General features: G+C 71.4%; 15 protein-coding genes. 10 read left to right on the forward strand and 5 right to left on the reverse strand.

From position 1 onward, the window contains the following. Nucleotides 1-60 precede the first annotated feature (60 nt). From ACFWZ5_RS17330 to ACFWZ5_RS17350, 5 genes are all read right to left on the reverse strand, one after another. Nucleotides 61-1,854, reverse strand: a complete 1,794-nt coding sequence (locus ACFWZ5_RS17330; protein WP_384792655.1) for an ABC transporter ATP-binding protein — start codon at nucleotides 1,852-1,854, stop codon at nucleotides 61-63. A gap of 2 nt (nucleotides 1,855-1,856) precedes the next feature. Next, complete coding sequence (locus ACFWZ5_RS17335; RefSeq protein WP_384792658.1) at nucleotides 1,857-2,915, reverse strand: iron-siderophore ABC transporter substrate-binding protein; 1,059 nt, start codon at nucleotides 2,913-2,915, stop codon at nucleotides 1,857-1,859. Nucleotides 2,916-3,064: 149 nt separating this feature from the next. Then, entirely contained in the window at nucleotides 3,065-3,904 is an 840-nt protein-coding gene (locus tag ACFWZ5_RS17340; protein WP_384792661.1) for an ABC transporter ATP-binding protein, read from the reverse strand. 58 nt (nucleotides 3,905-3,962) lie between these two features. Further along, entirely contained in the window at nucleotides 3,963-5,030 is a 1,068-nt protein-coding gene (locus tag ACFWZ5_RS17345; protein ID WP_384792707.1) for a FecCD family ABC transporter permease, read from the reverse strand. A 65-nt stretch (nucleotides 5,031-5,095) separates the two neighbouring features. Beyond that, nucleotides 5,096-6,151: a FecCD family ABC transporter permease gene (locus ACFWZ5_RS17350; RefSeq protein ID WP_384792664.1), complete on the reverse strand. Its 1,056-nt coding sequence runs from the start codon at nucleotides 6,149-6,151 to the stop codon at nucleotides 5,096-5,098. A gap of 244 nt (nucleotides 6,152-6,395) precedes the next feature. Here ACFWZ5_RS17350 and ACFWZ5_RS17355 point away from each other — a divergent pair, with 244 nt between their 5' ends. The 10 genes from ACFWZ5_RS17355 (at nucleotide 6,396) to ACFWZ5_RS17400 (ending at nucleotide 16,625) form a co-directional block, all read left to right on the forward strand. Beyond that, a complete protein-coding gene (locus tag ACFWZ5_RS17355; RefSeq protein WP_384792667.1) occupies nucleotides 6,396-7,343 on the forward strand; it encodes a methionyl-tRNA formyltransferase in 948 nt (315 codons plus the stop codon). A 246-nt stretch (nucleotides 7,344-7,589) separates the two neighbouring features. Further along, nucleotides 7,590-8,981, forward strand: coding sequence for an NADP-dependent succinic semialdehyde dehydrogenase (locus tag ACFWZ5_RS17360; protein ID WP_384792670.1), 1,392 nt, complete (start codon nucleotides 7,590-7,592; stop codon nucleotides 8,979-8,981). A gap of 63 nt (nucleotides 8,982-9,044) precedes the next feature. Then, nucleotides 9,045-10,085 carry a PHP domain-containing protein gene (locus tag ACFWZ5_RS17365; protein ID WP_384792710.1) on the forward strand — a complete coding sequence of 347 codons (1,041 nt, stop codon included), beginning with the start codon at nucleotides 9,045-9,047 and terminating at the stop codon, nucleotides 10,083-10,085. A 369-nt stretch (nucleotides 10,086-10,454) separates the two neighbouring features. Next, nucleotides 10,455-11,663 carry an ATP-binding protein gene (locus tag ACFWZ5_RS17370; protein WP_384792673.1) on the forward strand — a complete coding sequence of 403 codons (1,209 nt, stop codon included), beginning with the start codon at nucleotides 10,455-10,457 and terminating at the stop codon, nucleotides 11,661-11,663. Next, a complete protein-coding gene (locus tag ACFWZ5_RS17375) occupies nucleotides 11,660-12,079 on the forward strand; it encodes a roadblock/LC7 domain-containing protein (RefSeq protein WP_384792676.1) in 420 nt (139 codons plus the stop codon). The genes ACFWZ5_RS17370 and ACFWZ5_RS17375 overlap by 4 nt, the downstream gene beginning before the upstream one ends. Further along, nucleotides 12,076-12,450 (forward strand): DUF742 domain-containing protein, encoded by a 375-nt coding sequence (locus ACFWZ5_RS17380; RefSeq protein ID WP_384792679.1) that lies wholly within the window; start codon nucleotides 12,076-12,078, stop codon nucleotides 12,448-12,450. The genes ACFWZ5_RS17375 and ACFWZ5_RS17380 overlap by 4 nt, the downstream gene beginning before the upstream one ends. Continuing rightward, nucleotides 12,425-13,045 (forward strand): ATP/GTP-binding protein, encoded by a 621-nt coding sequence (locus ACFWZ5_RS17385; protein WP_384792681.1) that lies wholly within the window; start codon nucleotides 12,425-12,427, stop codon nucleotides 13,043-13,045. Before ACFWZ5_RS17380 ends, ACFWZ5_RS17385 begins: the two co-directional genes overlap by 26 nt. A gap of 100 nt (nucleotides 13,046-13,145) precedes the next feature. Further along, on the forward strand, nucleotides 13,146-14,474 hold the full coding sequence (locus ACFWZ5_RS17390) for a cytochrome P450 (protein WP_384792712.1): 1,329 nt from the start codon (nucleotides 13,146-13,148) through the stop codon (nucleotides 14,472-14,474). Nucleotides 14,475-14,577: 103 nt separating this feature from the next. Then, nucleotides 14,578-15,840 (forward strand): cytochrome P450, encoded by a 1,263-nt coding sequence (locus ACFWZ5_RS17395; RefSeq protein WP_384792684.1) that lies wholly within the window; start codon nucleotides 14,578-14,580, stop codon nucleotides 15,838-15,840. Continuing rightward, entirely contained in the window at nucleotides 15,837-16,625 is a 789-nt protein-coding gene (locus ACFWZ5_RS17400) for an enoyl-CoA hydratase/isomerase family protein (protein WP_384792687.1), read from the forward strand. The genes ACFWZ5_RS17395 and ACFWZ5_RS17400 overlap by 4 nt, the downstream gene beginning before the upstream one ends. The last annotated feature ends 150 nt before the right edge of the window (nucleotides 16,626-16,775 follow it).

Below are 16,775 nucleotides of genomic sequence, written 5' to 3' on the forward strand. Positions count from 1 at the left end.
CGAAGACTCAGCATTTCCTTCCGAGGACCGACAGTGGGCCCAACCCCTACCAAGGCTTACCTAACTACCTTCTCGCCACGCCCGCCACAGTCGCGCGTACCGGCCGCCCAGGGCCACGAGTTCGTCGTGCGTCCCCTGTTCCACGACGCGCCCCGCGTCCAGGACGGCGATCCGGTCCGCCGCCATCGCCTGGGTGAGGCGGTGCGCCACGAACAGCGTGGTCCGGCCCGCGCACGCGGCGAGCACGGCCCGCTCCAGGTCGGCCGCGCCCTCGCTGCCCGCCTCCGCGGTCGACTCGTCGAGCACCACCACCGGCGTCCGGCCGAGCACCAGGCGGGCCAGGGCGATATGGGCGACCTTGGTGACGTCCAGGCGCTCGCCGCCCTCGCCCACCATGGTGTCGAGGCCGTCGGGCAGCGCGTCGACCCACCGGTCGGCGCCGACCGTGCGGAGCGCGTCCATCAGCTCGGCGTCACTCGCCCGCGGCGCGGCGAGGCGCAGGTCGTCGGCGAGCGGACCGGAGAACACATGGGTCTCCTGCGTCAGGATGCTCACCAGGGCACGCGCCCCGGCCTCGTCAAGACCTGCGAGGTCGGTCGGTCCGATGCGCACCGACCCGGCCTGCGGGGTCCCGATGCCGGCGATCAGCGCGGCCAGGGTCGACTTGCCCGCGCCCGTCGCCCCCACCAGGGCGAGCGAACCGCCCGCGGGGATCGTCAGGTCGACGTCCCGCAGGACCGGCTCGTCGGTGTCGGGGTAGCTGAACGTCAGCCCCCGCACCGTCACCGGGTACGCCACCGCGGCGTCCGCCGACGCGACCGCCTGGTCGCCCACGAGGCGCTCCTCGGCGGGCTCCCCGATGACTCCGACGAGCCGGGTCAGGCTCGCGCCCGACTTCTGCGCCTCGTCGAAGGTGAACATGATGGCGCCCAGCGGCGTGAACAGGCGGTGGAACATCAGCGGGGCCGCCGACACCTGGCCGAGGCTCGCGGCGTCGGCCTCCAACAGGGCGTACCCCACCACGATGATGAGGACCAGGCCGATGAACTCGGCGCGGTTCTCCCGGCCGACGAACCGGCCGAAGAACCGGAACACGTCGATGCCGTAGTTGCGCACCCGCCACGACTCGTCGGTGACCTTCTCGCGGAAGGAGTCCTCGAGGCGGTACGCCCGGACCGTGTCGATGCCGTTCAGGCCGCTGATCAGCGCCTGCGCGCGGTCGGCCTGGGCCACCCGCTGCTTGCGGTAGAGCGGGGCGGACCGGGGCAGGTACCAGCGCAGGGCGAGCGCGTACGCGGGCAGCGCGCCGGCGCCCGCGAGGCCGAGCCGCCAGTCGAGCCCGAACATGCCGGCCGTGGCGATGAAGACGAGCACGCCGGCCGAGAACACCGTGGGGATGGCCATGCGGATGCCCTTGGACAGGACGGCCACGTCGTCGCCGACCCGGGACAGGACGTCCCCGCGGCCGACCTGCTCGATCCGTGCGCTCGGCATGCCGAGGACCGCGCGGACGGCGCCTTCCCGCAGCGTCGCGAGCAGATCCGCGCCCAGGCGCCCGATCAGATAGGTCGACGCCGCGGTGGCCACCGCGCCGAGCAGCGCGGCGGCCACCATCAGCACGCCGATCCTGAGCAGCATCGAGCGCGGCTCGCCCTCGACCACGCCGTCGACGACCCGGCCGAGCAGCAGCACGGGGAGCACCTGGAGCGCCGCCCCGGCCACCGTGGTGAGCACGGTGGCGACCGTCAGCCAGGGCACTTCGCGGCAGTGCGCCGCGACCCATCGGGTGGCCTCGCGTCCGGTCGCCGTGCGCAGGGTCGCCGGGGCGGCGGCCCTCGTTCCGGTGGTGCTCACACCTAGTCGACCGACTTGACGAGTTCGTCGATCGCGTACGGCAGGGACAGCAGGGTGCCCTGCGACATGGCCGCGCCGACGGCCGGGCCCTCGCTGTCGAGCAGGTACGACACCTTGTTCTTCTTCACGGCGTCCAGGTTCTTGAACAGCTCGGACTTCTTCAGCGCGTCCGTGTCGGCCTTGTCGTTGATGACGAAGATGCGGTCGGTGTTGACCAGGTCGATGCGCTCGGGCGACAGGACGGTGAAGAACTTGCCGCCGGCGACCTTGTCAATCTTGGTCTGGTACTTGAAGCCGATGCCCGTCACCAGGCGTCCGCGCACGTCGGTGGAGGTGAACGGCGCGACGGAGTCCTTGTACCAGGACAGCGCGACGGCGGTGTCCTTGCCGAACGCCGGGTGGTCCTTCTTGGCCGTGTCGAGCTTGGTCTGAATGCCCTTCACGAGCTTCTCGGCCTTGTCGGCCTGGCCGAGGGCCTTGCCGATGTGCAGCGCGTTGTCCTGCCACGGAGCGCTGAACGGCTCCTTCTCGCCCTTGGTGCGGGCCACCGTCGGGGCGATCTTGGAGAGCTTGTCGTAGGCGGCCTTGTCGATCTCGGAGTACACCGCGATGATCAGGTCGGGCCGGAGGGCGGCGATCTTCTCGTAGTTGGGGCCCGAGTCGCCGTTCTTCATGATGACTTCGGGGCGGGTGTCGCCCCACTTGTCCTTCACCCACGGCCACTGGGTGTTGATGTCGGGCTTCTTGCCCGCCGGGTTCGGATACTGGTCGGTCATGCCGACCGGCTTGACGCCGAACGCGAGGACGGCCTGGTCGTCGGTGTAGCCGACGGTGACGACCCGCTGGGGGGCCTTGGACACCTTCGTCGATCCGAACGCGTGCTCCACGGTGACCGGGAACTTGCCCGCGGCGGCCGGGGCGTTGTTGTCGCTCCCCGCGTCCGCCTTGTCGTCCTTGTCCGAACCGCATCCCGCGAGGAGTCCGACACCGAGCGTCGCGGCGGACAGAACCACCGCGAGGCGCCGCCAGGGCCTCACGAGCGTCGTTCGATGGAGGTGCATCCGAGATCCCTTGCTTTCACGCCGACCGGTGGGCCCCGTCTGAGGGCAGCCAAACCTTATCCTGCAAAAGTGAGGTTAGCCTAGCCTAATCGCCAACTAGTCTTTACCGAACACCAGTCGGGAACCGGGCAGGCCCGGCCGCGCGGACGTCAGTCGGCGTGTACGTGCGTCCGGCCGATCGGCACGATGAGCGGCCGGTCGCCCACCGGGTCGTCAATCACCTTGGCGCGCAGCCCGAATGCCTCGTACAGCAGCTCGGAGGTGATCACATCACGCGGGTGCCCCTGCGCGAGGATCGCCCCCTCCTTCATCACGACGAGGTTGTCGCTGTAGCGCGTGGCGAGGTTGAGGTCGTGCAGGACCATGACCACGGCGCACCCCGACTCGTGCAGGTCGTCCACCAGGTCGAGCACGTCGACCGCGTGCGCCAGGTCCAGATAGGTGGTCGGCTCGTCCAGGAGCAGCAGATCGGTGCCCTGGGCCAGGGTCATCGAGATCCAGACGCGCTGGCGCTGGCCGCCGGACAGCGAGTCGACGGGCCGGTCGGCCAGGTCGGAAACGCCGGTCATGGCGAGGGCGCGCGCCACGACGGCGGCGTCGTCGGACGACCACTGCCGCAGCCAGCTCTGGTGCGGATGGCGGCCCCTGGCGACCAGGTCGGACACCGTCAGGCCCTCCGGCGCGACGGGCGCCTGCGGCAGCAGGCCCATCTTCTTCGCCACGTCCTTGGTCTTGAGCTTGTCGATGTCCTCGCCGTCCAGGACGACCGAGCCCTTGGTCGGCTTGAGCAGCCGCGACAGAGTGCGCAGGAGGGTCGACTTCCCGCAGCCGTTGGGGCCGATGATCGTGGTGATCACTCCGGGCGGTATCGCCACGTCGAGATCGTCGATGACGGTCCGGGCGCCGTACCCGACGGTGACGCCGTTGGCAGTCAGTCGCGAGGTGTCATCGACCCCGGACTCGATCTCGGTGATGTACTGAGCGACCACAAGCCCCCCTCATTTATTTAGGTTTGCCTCACCTTTGTACCAGCTCTTTTTGTATCAGCTACTTGAGGTTCGCCCGTACCAGGAGATAGATGAGGAAGGGGCCGCCGATCGCGGCGGTGACCACGCCGACCGGCAGGGTGATGGGAAGCGCCGTGCGCGCGACGAGGTCCGAGCCGATCAGGAGCAGCGCGCCCGTCATGGCGGAGGCCGCGAGCGGCGGCGTGGGGCAGCGCGCGAGGCGCATCGCCACCTGCGGCGCCACCAGGGCGACGAACGGCACCGGGCCCGCCGCGCTCACCGCGACGGCGGCCAGCAGCACCGCGCACAGCAACAGGACCGCCCGCACCGCCTGGTAGCGGACGCCGAGGCCCGCGGCGACCTCGTCGCCGAAGTGCAGGGGCTTGAACTGGAACGCGACGCACGACACGACGACGAGCAGGACGAGCGCGCACCAGAACGCGATCCACACCTCGTCCCACGACCGGTCGTCCAGCGAACCGACCAGCCATGCCTGGGCCTTGGCCACGTCCTTGATGTCGGCCGTGACGAGCAGCCAGGTCGTGAGCGCCTCCATCACGGCGCTCACCGAGATGCCGATGAGGATGAGCCGGAAGCCGTCGATCCCGCGCCGCCACGCCAGGAGGTACACCAGGAGGCCCGTGCCGAGACCGCCGGCGAGCGCCGCCGCGGACAGGCCGACCGAGCTGACGACCGCCGCGGTCGCCCCGCCCGACACCGTCACCAGGAACACCGCGACCACGCTGGCGCCGCCGGTGATCCCCAGGATGTCCGGGCTGGCCAGCGGATTGCGCGCGACGGACTGCGTGATCGCGCCGGAGACGCCGAGGGCGATCCCCACGACGAGGCCGGCCAGGGCGCGCGGCATGCGCAGGTCCATGATGATGAACTCGTCGACCTGCTCGCCCCGGCCGAAGAGGGTGGCGATCACCTGGGACAGGCCGATGGGGAAGTCCCCGATGCTGATGGACAGACAGAACACCAGGAAGGTCGCGGCCGTGAGGACCAGCGTGACGAACGCGATCCAGGGCCGCCACACGAACGACATGCCGCCGAGCCGTATGCCCGGCGTCAGCACCGCCTTCACTTCCGTACCGCTGCCGCTCATGGGCGCCGCCGCCTCGCCTCCGCTCATGCGTGCTCCCGCCCCGCTCCCGCTCATGCGCTCTTGGTTCATGCGCTCTTGAACTTTCCGCGCCACACCAGAACCGCGAAGAACGGGGCGCCGAGGAGCGCGACGACGACCCCCGCGTCCAACTCGCCCGGCCGCACCACCAGTCGCCCCACGATGTCGCAGACCAGCAGGACGACGGCCCCGAGCAGACCCGCGTACGGCACGAGCCAGCGGTAGTCCGGGCCCGTCAGATGACGTGCGATGTGGGCCACCATGAGCCCGAGGAACGCGATGGGGCCGCACGCCGCCGTCGCCGCGCCCGCGAGCAGGGTGATGGCGGCGATGCCGAGGGTGCGGCTCAGCGCGATGTTCACGCCGAGCCCGCGCGCCACGTCGTCGCCCAGGTTGAGCAGGTTGAGGGTGGGCAGCGTGATCGCCGCGAGGACGAGGCCGATGGCGACGAACGCGGTGATCGGCCAGATGACGTCGAACTTGACGCCCGCCACCGAGCCCGCGTTCCAGAACCGCAGCGCGTTCAGCGACTTCTGGTCCGACAGCGCGACCGCCGTGGTCATCGCCGCGAGGAACACCGTCATTCCCTGCCCGGCGAGGGCGAGGGTCAACGGATTGCCCGCGCCCCGGCCGATGCTCGCGAGCCCGAACACGACGACACCGGCAACGGCCGCGCCGACGAAGGCGAACCAGACGTACTGGAACGGATTGGAGAGCCCGAACACGGCGATCACCGACACCACCGCGAACGAGGCGCCGGCGTTCACGCCGAGCAGGCCCGTGTCGGCGATCGGGTTGCGCGTGTACCCCTGGATCAGCGCTCCGCCGACCCCCAGGGCGATGCCCGCCACGATCGCGAGCACCGTCCGCGGCACCCGCACGGTCTCCACGATGAGCCGGATCTCGTTGAGCCGCTGGTCGGACTCCGGAGCCGCGAACAGTCCGTGCCACACCTCGGCGGGGGTCAGCGCACGCGCCCCGACGGCCAACGACACCGCCGCCGTGACCACGAGGATCACCACGAGCGTGCCCAGACCCACGACCCGCCGCCGACGGGCCGTCGCCACCGCGGGCGCGGGGCGCTCAACTGCAGTCGTGCTCATGTCGAAGTACGTTATCCCTTTGATCCACTAGGGACGCATGGGCCCTGCGGGCGGGCGCGCTCACGGAACGGCACGCCTTGGAGTTTAGGTGAGCCTAAGCTAAACGCGCGCAAGTGTCGACAGGACAAATCGGATGACCTCTCGCCCGTGCCCGCCAATTTCCGCACCTCAGGCGCACATTGAAAACTAAGGTAAGGCTTGCTTTACTGGCGTTGGTCAATCCCTGTCCCTGAGGAGGAACCCCATGCGGGTCGTCATGTTCGGCTATCAGACCTGGGGGCACCGCACCCTTCAGGCCCTTCTGGATTCCGAGCACGACGTCGTGCTTGTGGTGACCCACCCCAAGAGCGACCACGCCTACGAGAAGATCTGGAGCGACTCGGTCGCCGACCTCGCCGAGGAGCACGGCATCCCCGTCCTCCTCCGCAACCGCCCCGACGACGAGGAGCTGTTCCAGCGGCTCAAGGACGCCGCCCCGGACATCATCGTCGCCAACAACTGGCGGACCTGGATCCCCCCGCGCATCTTCAACCTGCCCCCGCACGGCACGCTGAACATCCACGACTCGCTGCTGCCGAAGTACGCGGGCTTCTCCCCCATCATCTGGGCCATGATCAACGGCGAGTCCGAAGTCGGCGTCACCGCGCACATGATGAACGACGAGCTCGACGCCGGTGACATCGTCGGGCAGGAGGCGGTCCCGATCGGCCCGACGGACACCGCGACCGACCTCTTCCACAAGACCGTCGACCTCATCGCCCCGGTCACCGTCGCCGCGCTCGGCCGCATCGCCGCCGGCGAGACGGAGTTCACCCCGCAGGACCGGTCGCAGGCGAGCTTCTTCCACAAGCGGTCCGACGAGGACACCCGCATCGACTGGACCTGGCCCGCCGCGGACCTGGAGCGCCTGGTCCGCGCCCAGTCCGAGCCCTACCCGAGCGCCTACACCTTCCACAAGGGCAAGCGCCTCGAAGTCCTCGCGGCGGTCGTGTCCGAGGGCCGGTACGGCGGCACTCCCGGCCGCATCTTCTACCGCGAGGGCGAGGGCGTGGTGATCGTCGCCGGAGCCGACGCCCGCACCGGCCGCAACCACGGCCTTGCCATCACGCGCGTACGGACCGAGGACGGCCGCGAGCTGGCCGCGACGGACTACTTCACCTCCATGGGCGGCTATCTGACCAGCCGCCCCTGACCGACCGGCCGCCCCTGACCAGGCCGACGGCCCCTGACCAGGCCGACGGTTCCTGACCAGCAGGCCGCTCCCGACGACGCCCCGGCCGGGAACCCGCGTTCACCCGGTCGGGCCATCGGGCCGCCGCGCCGCCGTCCGGGCGCGCGGCGGTGTGGGCCCGCGCCCGCCGGGGTACGCGGCCGTCCCGCGTTGCGCCGCGGCCGACGGCGCGACAGGGTCGGTGCAGGCCTACAAGGAGGCGGGCGCATGCCTATCGCGACGGTGAACCCGGCGACCGGCGAGACCGAGCGGACCTTCGAGCCGCTCGGCACCGACGAGATCGAGGAGCGGCTCGCACGGGCCGCGGCGGCCTTCGACCGCTACCGCACCACCTCCTTCGCCGAGCGCGCCGCCCTGCTGCGCCGCGCGGCCGACCTCCTCGACGAGGACACGCCCGACATCGCGCGCACCATCACCACGGAGATGGGCAAACCCCTCGCGGCCGCCCGCGCGGAGGCCGCCAAGTGCGCCAAGGCCATGCGCTGGTACGCCGAGCACGCAGAAGCGCTGCTCGGCGACGAGCACCCCGACGAAGACGACGTACGCGACTCCGGCGCGGCCCGCGCCTTCGTCCGCTACCGCCCGCTCGGCGTGGTCCTCGCCGTGATGCCGTGGAACTTCCCGCTCTGGCAGGTCGTGCGGTTCGCCGCGCCCGCCCTGATGGCGGGCAACGTCGGGCTGCTCAAGCACGCGTCGAACGTGCCGCAGACCGCCCTGTACCTGGCCGACCTGTTCCGGCGCGCGGGCTTCGACGAGGGCTGCTTCCAGACGCTGCTCGTGGGCTCCGGCGCCGTCGAGGACATCCTGCGGGACCCGCGGGTCGCGGCCGCCACGCTCACCGGCAGCGAGGGCGCGGGCCGCGCGGTCGCCGCGGTCGCGGGCGACGAGATCAAGAAGACCGTCCTCGAACTGGGCGGCAGCGACCCGTTCGTGGTCCTTCCGTCGGCCGACGTGACCGCGGCCGCGCGCACCGCCGTCACCGCGCGGGTGCAGAACGCGGGGCAGTCCTGCATCGCCGCCAAGCGGTTCATCGTGCACGGCGAGGTGTACGACGCCTTCGTCGAGCGGTTCGCCGCGGGCATGCGGGACCTGACCGTCGGCGACCCGATGGACGAGGGCACCGACGTGGGTCCGCTCTCCAGCGCGCAGGGCCGCGACGACCTGGAGGAGCTCGTCGACGACGCCGTACGCCGCGGCGCCACCGCCGTCTGCGGCGGACAGCGGCCCAAGGGCCTGGAGCGGGGCTGCTACTACGAGCCGACCGTCCTGACCGGCATCACCCCCGAGATGCGCGTCCACCGCGAGGAGACCTTCGGCCCCGTCGCCACCGTGTACCGGGTGGCGGACCTGGAGGAGGCACTCGCGCTCGCCAACGACACGCCGTTCGGCCTGAGTTCCAACGTCTGGACCGCCGACCCGGCCGAGCAGGAGCGGTGCGTACGCGATCTGCAGGCGGGCGGCGTCTACTTCAACGGCATGACCGCGTCGCATCCGGCGTTCCCCTTCGGCGGGGTCAAGCGCTCCGGGTACGGCCGTGAGCTGTCCGGCCACGGCATCAAGGAGTTCTGCAACGCCACCATGGTGTGGCACGGCGCGTGACGCCGCTCCGGGCCGGGCGGTGACGGTGATGGCACCGGCCGGGAGGTGGCGGTGATGGCACCGATGGACCCCGTCGACGCGCTGAACCGCATCGCCTTCCTGCTCGAACGCGCGCAGGCGCCCACCTACCGGGTGCGGGCCTTCCGCACCGCCGCGGCGGCCGTCGCCGCCCTGCCCGCGGCGGAGCTCGCCGAGCGCGTGCGGGCGGGCACCCTGGAGGCCGTCAAGGGCATCGGTCCCAAGACGGGCCGGGTGGTGCGCGAGGCCGTGGGCGGTGAACTGCCCGGCTACCTCGCCGACTTGGAGGAGCAGTCGCGGCAGCCGCTGGTGTCCGGCGGCGCCCGGCTGCGCTCCCTGCTGCGCGGCGACTGCCATGTGCACTCCGACTGGTCCGACGGCGGCAGCAGCATCGAGGAGATGGGCAGGGCCGCCGCCGCGCTCGGCCACGAGTGGGCCGTGCTCACCGACCACTCGCCGCGCCTGACCATCGCCCGCGGCCTGTCCCCCGACCGGCTGCGCGCACAGCTGCGCGTGGTGGCCGAACTCAACGCGGCCTGGGCCCCGTTCAGGCTGCTCACCGGCATCGAGTGCGACATCCTGCCGGACGGCGGCCTCGACCAGGAGCCCGAACTCCTCGCCCGGCTCGATGTCGTGGTCGTCTCCGTCCACTCCAAGCTGCGGATGGACGCGCCCGCCATGACGCGCCGCATGGTGAAGGCGGTCCGCAATCCGCACGCCGACATCCTGGGCCACTGCACCGGCCGCCTCGTCACCGGGCGCGGCGGGACCGGGTCGCCCGGCAGGCCCGAGTCCGCCTTCGACGCCGACGCGGTCTTCGCCGCCTGCGCCGAGTCCGGCACCGCCGTGGAGATCAACAGCCGCCCCGAGCGCAAGGACCCGCCGAAACGGCTGCTGCGCCGCGCGGTCGAGGCGGGCGTACTGTTCGCCATCGACACCGACGCCCACGCGCCCGGCCAGCTCGACTGGCAGCTCATCGGCTGCGCCCGCGCCGAGGAGTGCGGGGTGCCGCCCGAACGCACCGTCACCACCTGGAGCGCCGACGAACTGCTCGCCTGGACGGGCCGGTCCGGGGCGCCCGCGTAGCGCGGATCCCCGCACGCCCCTCGACTGCCGACGTCGTACCGCTGAAGTCGCACGGCCGAAGTCGCTGGCGTCGTACCGCTGAAGTCGCACCGCTGAAGCGGGAACATCCGTGTGAGGGTCTCGTGACGGTCCGCACATACGTGCCGACGCCAACCCGCGGGACATGTGCGCCTGGTAAGATCATCGTAACTTTGCGGCAGGCTGACGGCGTGTCATCAACGCAAACGGGGGACAGTCTCCAAGGCTCCATCGCTAAGGAGTGCATCTTTGGTCCACCAGTAGGTCCGCGGGCGTTCGAGGCATGAGTGCCTCCACCCGGGCCGGTGAGCTCCCCACACTCCCCTCGCGATGCGACTTGAAGAGAGTCTCATGACGTCATTGATCCAGGATCCACTCCTGTGGGTCCTGCTCGTGGTGCTTTTCGGTGCGGTGGCCGCGGTGATGCGGGCACGAAGAACCAATATGGCGCTGCGCACGGCACGGAAAGACCTGGAGGCCGAGCTGGGCGGCGCGCGCGGCCAACTCGCCCACGTACACGGCCAGATGGCCGCCCAGACCGCGCAGCATCAGCAGGACGTCGCCGAGGTGCGCGCGGACGCCAAGTCGGCGACCACGGCGGTCCTGAAGTCCGCCATGGGCACCCTGCAGTCCCTCTCCGAGGAGCAGCAGCTCCTCCTCGACGGCCTCCTGAAGAAATACGGTGACGACACGGAGGTCCTTGCCGACCTGATGTCCGTCGACCACACCGGCAGCCAGCTGGGCCGCCGCGCCAAGGGCATCTCCGTCCTGTGCGGCGGCTGGCTGGGGCGGCGCGACGGCGTCGCCACCGTCTACGACGTCGCCCGCAGCGCCCAGGGCCGGATCAAGGACTTCAACCGGGTCAGTGTCCACTCCCAGATCAACGTCTCCATCACCAGCAAGGCGGTCGAGCCGGTCGCGGTCGTCCTGGCCGAGCTCCTGGACAACGCGACCAACTACAGCGCGCCCAGCACGCCGGTCGAGGTCAACATCCAGGCCGTGCCCACGGGCGCGTGCTTCATCGTGGACGACGCCGGGCTCGGCATGGACCAGGAGACCAAGGACCGGGCGGCCGTCCTGCTCGCGGGCGACGGCAGTGTCGACATCACCGGGCTCGGCGACCCGCCCCGGTTCGGGTTCGCCGTGTGCGGCATGCTCGCCGCGCGCTACGGCTTCGCCGTCTCCGTCGGCTCGGTGTCCCCCTACGGCGGCGTGCGTGCGGTGATCCGCGTACCGGAGAGCCTCCTTGCGGCCGAGGGCCCGGCGCCCGCGGCCACCGGCGAACAGGACGCGGCCGCCCAGGAGCCCGCCCCCCAGCGCCTGGCCCCCGTCCCCGTCGGCCCCGCACACGTGGTGGGCACCACGTCGGGCGGCCTGCCCAAGCGCCGACGGCGCCAGGGCCCCATCGCCGTCGTGCCGACGCCCGACGCCCCCGCGGCCGCCGGCGAGCAGGCATCCGAATCGACCAGCGAAGTGACGGCGTCGCGCATCGGCGCCTTCGCACGCGGAACACAGCTCGGGCGGACCTCGAACACCACGGAAGGAACTGACCACCAGTGAAGACCGACCTGTCGTGGGTGCTGAACGACGTGCTCGAGGTGCGCGGGGCCCGCCATGCGATCCTCGTCTCGGGTGACGGCCTGCTGCTGCAGCGTTCCGACGGCATCGGGCGGGACGACGCGGAGACCAACGCCGCCGCGATGAGCTCCATGCAGTCCCTGAGCCGCGCCGTCGCCGGTTTCGTCGGCGCGGGGCACGGCATCTGGAAGCAGACGCTCCTGGAGTACGACGGCGGCTGGATCTTCCTCATCGCCGCGGGCCAGGGCGCCTATCTGGCCGTGTCGGCCGCGCTCGACGTCGACATGGAGGCGTTGTCGTTCCGGATGCAGAAGACGGTGGCCGCCCTGAGCAAGGCGATGAGTGTGGCGCCGCGCTCGGACCACGGTGACAGCGGCGCCCACGGTGCCGGCGCATGATCACGCCCGGTGAGGAAGCCTCCGTCACCAGCGACTTCGTCCGCTCCTACGTCATCACCGGCGGCCGGAGCCTGCCGGCCGCGGACGACCTGGCGCTGCACACGCTGGTCACCCTGGCGGACGGGCGGACCCTTCCGCTGGGGTCGAGCCCCGAGGTCAGGGCGATCTGGAGCCTGTGCGCCGGGGGCTACCTGTCGGTGGCCGAGGTGGCCGGGCACGTGGGTCTGCCGGTGGGAGTGGCCCGGCTGCTGCTCACGGACTTATTCGAGCAGGGACACCTGCTGCGCCGCACGGAGCCGCCACGGGCTCAGAACGTTGACAGAGCGATCCTGGAGAAGGTTCTGCATGGACTCCAATCCCTCATCGGCTGAGGCGGCGGGCGGCGCCACGACGACGGGCGGCTCCATCTACGTCTCGAGCGCGGTGACCAACGCCGCCAAGATCCTCGTCGTCGGGCACTTCGCCGTGGGCAAGACGACCTTCATCGGGTCCCTCTCGGAGATCACGCCGCTGCGCACCGAGGAGAAGATGACGCAGGCCTCGCTGCACGTGGACGACCTGCGCGGCGTGGCGGACAAGTCCACCACCACCGTGGCCCTGGACTTCGGCCGTCTGACGCTCGGCGAGGAACTCGTCCTCTATCTGTTCGGCACGCCGGGCCAGCAGCGCTTCATGCAGTTGTGGGAGGACATGGCCCGCGGCGCCCTCGGCGCGCTCCTCCTGGTCGACCCCGGCCGCCTCGAGGAGACCTTCCCCGTCATCGACCTCATCGAGGGGTACGGACTCGAGTACGCCATCGCCGTCAACTGCTTCGACCCGGCCACGACCTACGCCGAGGACGAGGTGCGCGAGGCGCTCGACCTGCTCCCGGACACCCCCGTCGTCTACTGCGACGCCCGCGACCGGCGGTCCTCGGGCCAGGCCTTGATCGCGCTCGTGCACCACCTGCTCGACCGCGCGGCCTGACTCACCGACACCCCGGGCCAGGAGGCCCGGACCCAGCAGAAGGATCCTCATGGACCGTCCCGAAGACCTCGCCCCCGCCCCCGTCGGCGGCAGATGCCCGATGCACGACGCCGCGTTCGCCGCCGACCCCCACCAGCTCTACGACCGGCTGCGCGCCCACGGTCCGGCCGGACCGGTCGAGCTCGCCCCCGGCGTCGACGCCACCCTGGTCGTCGGCCACCAGATGGCCCTGCGCGTGCTGCAGAACTCCACGCTCTTCGCCCGGGACGCCCGCCGCTGGGGGGCTCTCGCCGAGGGCCGCGTCGCCCTGGACAGCCCCGTCCTGCCGATGATGGCCTACCGGCCCAACTGCCTGTTCACCGACGGGGCGGTGCACCTGCGGCTGCGCAAGGCCGTCACGGACAGCCTCGCCCGGCTCAACATCACCCGGATCCGCCGGGACGTCGAGCCGATCGCCGACTACCTCATCGACCGGTTCAGCGAGCGGGGCCGCGCCGACCTCCTCAACGACTACGCCAAGCTGCTTCCGCTGCTCCTGTTCAACAAGCTCTTCGGCTGCCCCGCGGACATCGGTGACACCCTCACCAGTGCCATGTCGGCCATCTTCGACGGCAAGGACGCGCTGCGGGCCAACGAGGAACTCACCGCCTGCCTCATGGAGCTGATCGCCCTCAAGCGCCGCAATCCGGGCGACGACGTCACCACCTGGCTGATCCAGCACCCGGCGGGGCTCACCGACGAGGAGCTCAAGGACCAGCTCGTCATGCTCATGGGCGCCGGCGTCGAGCCCGAGCGCAATCTGATCGGCAACGCCCTGCTCCTGCTGATCTCCCCCGGTGCGCGGGGCCGCACCTCCGGCATGCTGATCGAGGAAGCGCTCGACCACGTGCTGTGGAACCAGACGCCCATCGCCAACTACGCCACCCACTACCCCCTCCAGGACGTCGACCTGGGCGGCGTCGTCGCACAGGCCGGGACACCGGTCGTCATCAGCTTCGCCGCGGCCAACAACGACCCCGTCCTCGCCGACGCCCGCCAAGGGCACGGCAAGGGGGCCCACCTGGCGTGGGGCGCGGGACCGCACGCCTGCCCCGCCAAGGACCCGGCACAGGTCATCGCGACCACCGCGATCGAGCGGCTCCTGAACGCGCTGCCCGACATCACCCTTGCGGTGCCGGAGCAGGACCTCGCGTGGCGGCCGGGGCCGTTCCACCGCGCGCTCGTCACGCTCCCCGTGGCCTTCACGCCGACCCCGGCGACCCGCATGGCGGCGGCGCTCCAGGGTCGTACCGCCCCCGTCGCGGCACAGGCATCCTCGCCGTCCCCGGCCGCGCAGTCCTCGGCCGCGCAGTCCCCGTCCTCGTCGGCGCGCCCGGGGCCCGCCAAGAAGGGCTTCTGGAGCAGCTTTTTGGACATCTTCCGTGTCTGATGCACGTGCTGTGACAGGAGCAACACCTAGGGGTGCATGACAAGGGAGGGTGGAAGGGTAGGTTCCGGCGGTACCGGTAGCGCCCTGCCAGAAGGAGCTTCGCGTGACCGCCGTTGGCGACATACGCACCACCACCGCCGACCGTCGAACCGTCATCTCCCTCCTTCGCCGCCTGCGTTCGGACGACGGCCAGGCCAACCCGCTGCCGGTCTGGGAAGAGTTACGTGCGCTGGGTGATGTGGTGCCCGCTCCCTGGGGCGGCTACTTCGTCACCGGGTTCGACGCGTGCAGCCAGGTCCTCCGCGGCAGGACCTGGCTGGTGCCCGACTTCGCCTGGCAGGAGCGCCAGGGCGACATGGACCGCTGGCACGCCCTCGCCACCCGGGAGATGACGCGGACCCTGCCCCGTCTGAACGCGCCCGCGCACACGACACAGCGGCGCGCCCTGGGGGGCCTCTTCGACCGCGGCACCCTCGAAGCGCTGCGCCCCCGGATCGCCGCCCTGGTATCCCGGCTCCTGGACGACCTCGACGAACAGCTGCGCGCACACGGCGAGGCCGACTTCGTCGCCACCGTCGGCGACCGGCTGCCCATCCGCACCGTCGGACAGCTGCTCGGCATCCCCGCCGAGCACCACGCCCACATCCTGGAGTTCACCCACCGCCAGGTGTACGCCCAGGAACTGCTGCCCACCAAGAGCGAACTCGCCATCTCCGCCCGGGCCACCCTCGACATGCGGGCCTACTTCACCCAGCTCATCCGGGACCGGCGCGCCCGCCCCGGCGACGATCTCCTCAGCGGCTGGATCCGCCACTGGGACGCGCGGTACCCCGATTCCCGCGCGGACGCGGACCAGGCCCTCTACGACCTGACGATGTTCCTCACCATCGCCTCCTTGGAGACGACCGCGACCCTGCTCACCAACGCCGTGTGGTTCCTGACCCGGGAGCCCGGCCTCGCCGCCCGGCTGCGCGGGCAGCCGGAGCTCGTCGACGACGCGGTCGAGGAGACCCTGCGCTACGACCCGCCCGTGCACCTCAACTCCCGCGTCGCCGCGGAGCACACCGTCCTCGCCGGCGTGCCCATCGCCAGGGACACCACCGTCCACGTCCTGTACGGCGCCGCCAACCACGACCCCCGCCGGAACCCGGAGCCGCACGTCTTCGACGTCCGCCGGGGCGGCAGCCATCTCACCTTCGGCGGCGGCGCCCACTACTGCCTGGGCGCCGCCCTCGCCCGCCTGGAAGCGCGCGAGCTGCTCGGTCAGCTCTTCGCGCGCTTCCCCACCCTGCGCCCCACCGCTCCCCCGGCCTACGCGACCCGCATGGTCTTCCGCCGTCTGACCTCCCTGAAAGTGACCTCATGACCGCCCTGCCGCTCACGGCCCAGCCGGCCGACCGGACCCTCAAGACGCTGCGCACCTACCGGCAGGGTGCCGTCCTCACCATCGAGCTGAACGCCCCCGAGCAGGGCAACGCCGTCACCGACGCCATGCTGGACGACCTCCTGACGGTCCTCGGCGACCAGGATCCGGCGGTGCGGGTCGTGGTCGTCACCGCCGCCGGTGACGACTTCTGCCTCGGCGGGGACCGCGGCGAGTTCAGCGACCTCCTCGCCCAGGACCCCACCGGCAGCGGCATCCGGGACTCCGCGGCCAAGGCCCGCCGCGTCTGCGACGCCCTGGTGTCGAACCCCGCCGTGACCATCGCCCGCGTCCACGGCAAGGCCGTCGGCGCGGGTCTCGCCCTCGCCCTCGCCTGCGACCTGCGGGTCGGGGCCGACACCGCGACCTTCCGCCTGCCCGAGCTCGCGCTCGGCCTCCCCACCGCGTGGGGCGGCCTGCTGCCCCGCCTCATCAGCGAGGCCGGGGCCGCCCGGGTGCGGGAACTCATCCTCACCGGCCGCGCGTTCACCGCGTACGAGGCCGAGGCGCTGTCCGTGCTGCAGAAGACCGTGCCCGCGGACGCGCTCGACGAGGCCGTGATCGCCTGGGCCAAGCCGGTCCTGCGCCGCCCGGCCTCGGCCTTGCGCGTCACGAAGACGCTGCTCACTTCGCTGACCGCGGGGACGCGCCTCGCCGACGCGTCCGCCCTCGACCCCGAGCTGATGGCGGCGGTCGCGGCCGAGCTGTACCACGCGCGCAGGGCGTGAGGTTCCCGGGGCCGGACTTCCGTACCGAGCGGTATAGGCAATGCCGGGGCCGCGTTCTATGACCTTTCCCATACCTGCGCTACCTGCCCTATGAAACCATCGCGCTCGGCGGTGGTTCGGGACGGTGCCCGGAAGGGATCGCGCGACCAG

Source organism: Streptomyces sp. NPDC059003 (genome assembly GCF_042740445.1).
Lineage (GTDB): Bacteria > Actinomycetota > Actinomycetes > Streptomycetales > Streptomycetaceae > Streptomyces.

Coding starts and splice junctions, on each gene's coding strand:
- ACFWZ5_RS17335 (WP_384792658.1), bottom strand. CDS start 2,915: ATGCACCTCCATCGAACGACGCTCGTGAGGCCCTGGCGGCGCCTCGCG.
- ACFWZ5_RS17345 (WP_384792707.1), bottom strand. CDS start 5,030: ATGAGCGGCAGCGGTACGGAAGTGAAGGCGGTGCTGACGCCGGGCATA.
- ACFWZ5_RS17350 (WP_384792664.1), bottom strand. CDS start 6,151: ATGAGCACGACTGCAGTTGAGCGCCCCGCGCCCGCGGTGGCGACGGCC.
- ACFWZ5_RS17355 (WP_384792667.1), top strand. CDS start 6,396: ATGCGGGTCGTCATGTTCGGCTATCAGACCTGGGGGCACCGCACCCTT.
- ACFWZ5_RS17360 (WP_384792670.1), top strand. CDS start 7,590: ATGCCTATCGCGACGGTGAACCCGGCGACCGGCGAGACCGAGCGGACC.
- ACFWZ5_RS17365 (WP_384792710.1), top strand. CDS start 9,045: ATGGACCCCGTCGACGCGCTGAACCGCATCGCCTTCCTGCTCGAACGC.
- ACFWZ5_RS17370 (WP_384792673.1), top strand. CDS start 10,455: ATGACGTCATTGATCCAGGATCCACTCCTGTGGGTCCTGCTCGTGGTG.
- ACFWZ5_RS17380 (WP_384792679.1), top strand. CDS start 12,076: ATGATCACGCCCGGTGAGGAAGCCTCCGTCACCAGCGACTTCGTCCGC.
- ACFWZ5_RS17385 (WP_384792681.1), top strand. CDS start 12,425: ATGGACTCCAATCCCTCATCGGCTGAGGCGGCGGGCGGCGCCACGACG.
- ACFWZ5_RS17390 (WP_384792712.1), top strand. CDS start 13,146: ATGCACGACGCCGCGTTCGCCGCCGACCCCCACCAGCTCTACGACCGG.
- ACFWZ5_RS17400 (WP_384792687.1), top strand. CDS start 15,837: ATGACCGCCCTGCCGCTCACGGCCCAGCCGGCCGACCGGACCCTCAAG.